Source organism: Methanoculleus sp. DTU007 (assembly GCF_001512385.1).
Taxonomy (GTDB): Archaea; Halobacteriota; Methanomicrobia; order Methanomicrobiales; family Methanoculleaceae; genus Methanoculleus; species Methanoculleus thermophilus.
Window position 1 is genome coordinate 41,399 of sequence record NZ_LFRO01000077.1, and the last position, 5,646, is coordinate 47,044.

At 62.2% G+C, this 5,646-nt stretch carries 5 protein-coding genes and 1 pseudogene; 4 read left to right on the plus strand and 2 right to left on the minus strand.

Features of this window, described 5'->3' with window-relative positions:
* Positions 1-428, plus strand: a pseudogene (gene gltX, locus ACI94_RS08605) (glutamate--tRNA ligase); the annotation flags it as partial.
* A gap of 418 nt (positions 429-846) precedes the next feature.
* On the opposite strand, the gene ACI94_RS08610 reads toward gltX, so the two are convergent.
* Positions 847-1,488, minus strand: a complete 642-nt coding sequence (locus tag ACI94_RS08610; protein ID WP_209729598.1) for a tetratricopeptide repeat protein — start codon at positions 1,486-1,488, stop codon at positions 847-849.
* A gap of 81 nt (positions 1,489-1,569) precedes the next feature.
* Between ACI94_RS08610 and ACI94_RS08615 the strand changes: the two genes are divergently transcribed.
* From ACI94_RS08615 to ACI94_RS08625, 3 genes are all read left to right on the plus strand, one after another.
* Positions 1,570-2,076 (plus strand): flavodoxin domain-containing protein, encoded by a 507-nt coding sequence (locus tag ACI94_RS08615; protein ID WP_209729596.1) that lies wholly within the window; start codon positions 1,570-1,572, stop codon positions 2,074-2,076.
* 191 nt (positions 2,077-2,267) lie between these two features.
* Complete coding sequence (locus ACI94_RS08620; protein WP_286681309.1) at positions 2,268-3,602, plus strand: WD40 repeat domain-containing protein; 1,335 nt, start codon at positions 2,268-2,270, stop codon at positions 3,600-3,602.
* Positions 3,603-3,723: 121 nt separating this feature from the next.
* Positions 3,724-5,241 carry an MBL fold metallo-hydrolase gene (locus ACI94_RS08625; protein WP_286681310.1) on the plus strand — a complete coding sequence of 506 codons (1,518 nt, stop codon included), beginning with the start codon at positions 3,724-3,726 and terminating at the stop codon, positions 5,239-5,241.
* Here the strand turns inward: ACI94_RS08625 and ACI94_RS08630 are convergent.
* A partial coding sequence (locus tag ACI94_RS08630; RefSeq protein ID WP_286681311.1) for an amino acid permease occupies positions 5,238-5,646 on the minus strand: 409 nt, incomplete at its 5' end. The genes ACI94_RS08625 and ACI94_RS08630 overlap by 4 nt on opposite strands.

A 5,646-nucleotide genomic window follows, 5' to 3' on the forward strand; every position in this document is an offset into this window, starting at 1 on the left:
TCGAGGGCGCCCCGCGCCACGAGGCGCATGCTCTTCTCCACCCGAACGACCCCTCACGGGGGGTCAGGACGCTCGTCACCGAGGGGAGGGTGCTCCTCCCGCGGGCGGATATTGCAGGAAAGAGCATGGTCCGGCTGAAAGACCTCTACAACATCAGGATCGCGTGGGACGGCGATACACCGCGGGTCTCCTACGCGGGCGACTCGCTCGAGGAGGCCCGGAGCGAGAAGGCGCCGATCATCCAGTGGCTGCCGGCGGACGCGAAACTCCCGTGCACGCTTCTGCGGCAGGAGGGGAGCCTCGAAGGGTTCTGCGAGCCCCTGGTCGCCAGCGAGGCGGACCGCGTCGTCCAGTTCGAGCGGATCGGGTTTGCCCGGGTCGACTCGGTCGAGGGCGGCCGGGTGAGTGCGTACTTCGCGCACCGGTGAAGCGGATCTCCGGGCGAGGCTGGATCCCCTTCATCACACTATTTTTAAGGCGTCCGGCCGTTTCATTGTTCGAGAGGGAACTCTCCTTCGCGGCTTCGCGTTCTTCGCGTGAGGCTGTATCATTATCTGCACCTACTAACTCACGCGAAGAACGACTTCTCCCTGGGGAAGGAGTTTGAGAAGCCGTAGGCTTCGAGCCGCGAAGGACGCGAAGATTGGTTTCTTCGAGAGGTACTCCCCTTCGCGTGAGACTATATTGCTATCTGCATATAACTATCTCACGCGAAGAACGACGCTCCTGTAAGGGAGGGAGCATGCGCGGCTCGCACCATCTATGCTCAAACTCCGTCTCATAAGAGCCTGTGCCCTACGCGAGATAGATAAAATAATACTAGACGCCAGGGCAGACCGCCCGCGCTTACCGATGCTGGATCGCCACCCGCTCCGCCCGGCGGGCGAGTTCCCGGAGCACCGTCCGCGCGAGATCCACGTTGCCGTAGTCCCGCTCCCGGACGACGTCGCGGATGCAGGCCGGCACCTCGATGGCCTGTTCGACCTTCTCGATCTCCGCTTCGAGCGCCTCGAGATCCCGCCTCTCCCGCATCCGGTCCCGGTGCCAGGCTGCGGACCCTCGTTCCGGATCGATCGCAAGGACCGCCTCGTAACACTCCACTGCCTCGTCGTAGCGGCAGATCCTCCCGAGCACCCAGCCCCGGCACTGCCAGGCGAGGATGTGCTCCGGGTCAAGACTGAGCGCCCGATCGCAGCAGGCGACCGCACCTTCGTGCTCCCCGAGGTGCGCAAGAGCGTAGCCCTTCCGCTGCCAGGCCGTCGGATCGCCGGGGTTCACGGCGAGGGCTTTATCATAACAGGCGGCCGCCTCGTCGTAGCGGCCGGCCTTGATCAGGGCAAACCCCTTCCTCTTCCAGAGGATGGGATCATTCGGCGAGCGTTCAAGTGCCTTATCGTAACAGACGACTGCGTCGTTGAAGCATCCGGTGATGCAAAGAGCCAGACCTCTGTGATACCATCGCTCGGCATCCTCATCTCTAGCCGTCATCGAACCAGAAAGGGGGCCAATCCATAAGAAGATAACCCGACCCGCAACGAATAAGACCGGCCGGACGAGAAGTAGTTACTCATGGCAGAGAGGATTCTTGTTGCCTATGCCACCCGCTACGGCTCTACCGCAGATGTGGCGGAAGCGATCGGCGATGAACTCCGCAAATCCGGCGCCGATGTCGATGTGAAGCCGGTTGGGGAGGTCCGGGATCTCTCTTTGTACCGGGCTGCCGTCATCGGAAGCCCGATCTACATGGGGAAGTGGCTCCCGGAATCGCAGGTGTTCATCGAGAAAAACCAGCAGTACCTGCGCACCATCCCGGTCGCCTTCTTTGCCGTGGGGCTCACGGTCACAGACAGGGGGCCTGAGATTCTCAGGAAAGCAGAAGCATCGATGGACGCGGTCAGGATGCTCGTTAACCCCGTAGATGTCGGCGTCTTTCCGGGCAAACTGGAGAGCGGCGGTCTGTCCTTCACCGACCGCACTATCACCAAGCTCATCAGGGCAAAAACCGGAGACTTCCGCGACTGGGAAGCCGTCCGCTCCTGGGCGCAGGCGGTGCACTCGAAGATAGCCCCGGCGTGACCGCCCGTCTCACCGTTTTTGACGGCAACGGGTGTGTGCAGCCCCTCTTCTTTCTGCGATACGAGATGCAATGTGCCAGCCTTCCGGGAAGAACGAAGGATTGTGATAACGGCGTAAGAATAAAAATGGCGTGTGGCCCGAGGCCGGGCTGAGATAAGTATATATATGCCTATTTCGTATCACTGCACACCATGACCCGGATCAGGTGCTATCCAGTTCCAATATCCTATAGCAATCTCATAAAGCGCCCCGAATCGCCCGGGCGCAGGAGGATCAAAGGGATCCTTGTATGCTGCATTGTACTCTGCCTCATCTGCGGGATAGGGCAGGCGTATAGTCTTGAGAATACCACATCAGAGGACAGGTTTCTGATCGGAACGAAACTCTACCTCAACGCCGACAGCAAGGCGGGGATGACATCGGGCGGATCCTCCGGATCCGGAGGAGGATCCTCCAACGCTGTCCTGCTCTGGACCTTCAGGTTTCCAGCCGCCGTAACAGCGGTTGATATACGGCCTGATGGGGCTGTCGTGCCGGTCGGGACCGCCGACGGGAACATCACCCTCTTAAACAGCACCGGCACAACGCTCTGGACCGTGCCGTCCGGCAGCCCGGTCAGTGCGGTCGGGATCGCCGACGGGGGTGACGCCGTCGTGACGGGGACCGGGAACCTGCTCATGATGCTTGACGCGGGCGGAAGCGTCGTCTGGACGGTAGACGCAGGAAGCAGGGTGCTTGGGGCCGGAATCTCCCCGGACGGAGATTGCTGTGCCGCGGGAACCGCCGCAGGAGACCTCTTCGTCACCAACAACCGGGGAGGCGTTCTCTGGAAGGTCCCGCTCGGAAGCGCGGTCAACACCGTCGCAGTCGGTTCAGAGGGCGCACTCGTTGCGGCCGGGACCGAGGACGGCACGATCCGTCTCCTGAACGCCACGGGCGGCGTGCTCTGGACACATGATGCAGGAAGCGCCGTCCGCGGCGTCTCGCTGACCGGCAACGGAGCTGTCATCGCCGCCGGAACCGCCGACGGCGCGGTCATCATGCTGGACAGCGAGGGGAGAGAAGACCCTGCACGGACGGCAGGAAGCGCGGTCAACGCAGTCCACCTCGACACCGACGGCTCCGCGCTCGGCGCCGGGACGGGTGGCGGATACGCCTACCTGATGAACGGCGCCGGGATCAAGACCTGGCAGTACGGCAGGATGAAGAGCCCCGAAGGGGAGAACTGCGCCGTCACCGCGATTGCGCTCTCATCCTCGGCCGACTACCTGGTCATCGGCTCCGATAACCAGAACGTCCACTACTTCGCGTTCACCTCCCGGCTCCCGCCGACCGTGACGAAAGAGCCCGAGCCGGTCGCCCCGGCCTCCGCAGGAGATGGAGCGCCCGCCGCCATGAGAACAACTCCCGCGGCCGGCGTTGCCGCCGCCGAGGCCCTGACGCCGCAGGAGGCGCCCGGGTTCTGCGCTGCTGTCAGTCTCGGGGCCGCAACGGTCGTCGCTGCCTCGCGGCGCAGAGGCCGGTAGCGCGATCGCAGGCGGATCGCAAAACCCACCCGCCTCTTTTTATCGTTCCAGGCCTCTCGAACCGCAGGAAAAGGTGCTTATAGGACGGCCGCTCACCTATAAAAATCACAAGGTGAACCGGGTGAATAAACATTCTTTTGTCGCTAGAATGCCCAACGAACCGGGCGCACTGCACCGCGCTGCGGAGATCATCAAGTCGTACTCGGGCAACATCAACCGCATCCAGTACGACCGCAGGATCGATCCTGCCACGGTCTTTTTTGAAGTAACCGCGACGCCCGCGGCCTACTCACTGATAAAGGAAGATCTCCAGGCGATCGGTTACCTCCAGGAATCACTGCCTGCGCTTGGGTATCTCAAGTTCTCCATCTACCTCCCCCACGAACCCGGAGCTCTCTTCGAACTCCTCACCTATATCACAGGGGCCGGGGCAAACATTGCTTATATCGACTTCGACGACCGGCGGCCGGACCCCGGGAGAGTCACCATCAGCTTAAACGTCGAAGAGACCGCAATCGTCGAGAACCTGCTCGACCAGTTGAAATCCCGCTATCGCCTCGAGATCCTGGAATACGATACGACCGGCGAGAAACTTGACAATACGGTCTTCTACGTCAGATTCGCCCAGGCGTTGCGAGGGCTGATCGGGACTGCAGAAGACGAGTTCCTGCTCTCGCTCCTGCAGGACATCAACCACATCGTCCAGGAACTCAACAACCGTGGCCAGAACCCTAGAGAGGTCTTTGAGTCCATCTTGCGCGCGGGAAGGACACTCCGGGACACCAGGAACGACGGGTTCTACGCAGACGTCCAGCGCATCCCCTTGAGCGACGATGTCGAGGTCTTCTGCTTCCAGATGCCGGGCGGCGGGAACATCTTCCTGCTCCGCGCCCCGGACGAGACTGTCATGATCGACACCGGATACGGGATTTACCACGAGGACGCCGTCCGGATGTTCCAGCACTACGGTCTTGGAGACCTCACCCGACTCCGTCGGATCTACATCACCCACGCCGACGCGGACCACTGCGGGGCGGGCGGGCTCTATGATGCCGCTGCGTTCATGCACCCATGGTCGCTTGAGATCATCCGCCAGGCAAACCGGGCCTACGGCTCGCGGAGCGAGGCCTCGATCCTCGAGGAGGTCTACACGACCATCATCAACCTCTTCTCGCGCTTCAACCCACCGGAGGACCCGGTGCTCTTCTCGGGGGAGTGCCTCGGCGCACGCTCGATCTTTCCGGTCATCGGCCGGTTCCAGGTCCACGATCTCGAGTTCGAGGTCCTGGAGTCGCTCGGCGGGCACATGCACGGCCAGGTCTACTTCCTCTGCCCCGACCACGGCATCATCTTCACGGCCGACACGCTGATCAACTTCGGGAGCCTTGACGAGGACCGGAAGAGCTACAACTCGATCGCCGACTTCCTGGTGACCTCGGTCAACGTCGACAGCGACTGCGCGAGAAGAGAGAGGAAAGCGCTGCTCGAACTGATCCGCGACCTGGACGGGGAACTCGCACGGAGCGGCCGCCGGTGCCTGGTCGCCTGCGGCCACGGCGCCATCTCGGTCCTCAACGACGGGAAACTCGAAGTCATCGGGACGGTCGAGCGCTACCGGGCAAAAGAGGCGAAGGATTAGGCGGCGGCCGGCCGCCGCTCCCCGACCAGGGCAATCGCCGCACCGATGGCAACAAGGAGCCCGCCCACCAGCAGCACCAGGGGCTCCAGCTGGGCAAGAAGGAGACAGCATGAGATGATACCGATCACCGGGATGATCGGGAGGAGCCCGATGCTTCCGGGGATTCGGAATGGCCGGACCGCATCAGGAGCACGGTAGCGTAGCAGGATCACGGACGCATTGATGAGAATGAACGTCACAAAGAGCGTGAAGTTCGTGACGTTCGCGACAAAACCTATCTCGCCAATGAAGAGGAACATGATTGAGGCGAGCACAACAGCGATGATGGCCGTCCAGGGCGTCCGTGTGCGGGGATGGACCCGGGCGAGGATGGGCGGGAGCGAGAACGAGGAAGCCATGCCGTAG

Coding starts and splice junctions, on each gene's coding strand:
- ACI94_RS08620 (WP_286681309.1), top strand. CDS start 2,268: ATGACCCGGATCAGGTGCTATCCAGTTCCAATATCCTATAGCAATCTC.
- ACI94_RS08610 (WP_209729598.1), bottom strand. CDS start 1,488: ATGACGGCTAGAGATGAGGATGCCGAGCGATGGTATCACAGAGGTCTG.
- ACI94_RS08615 (WP_209729596.1), top strand. CDS start 1,570: ATGGCAGAGAGGATTCTTGTTGCCTATGCCACCCGCTACGGCTCTACC.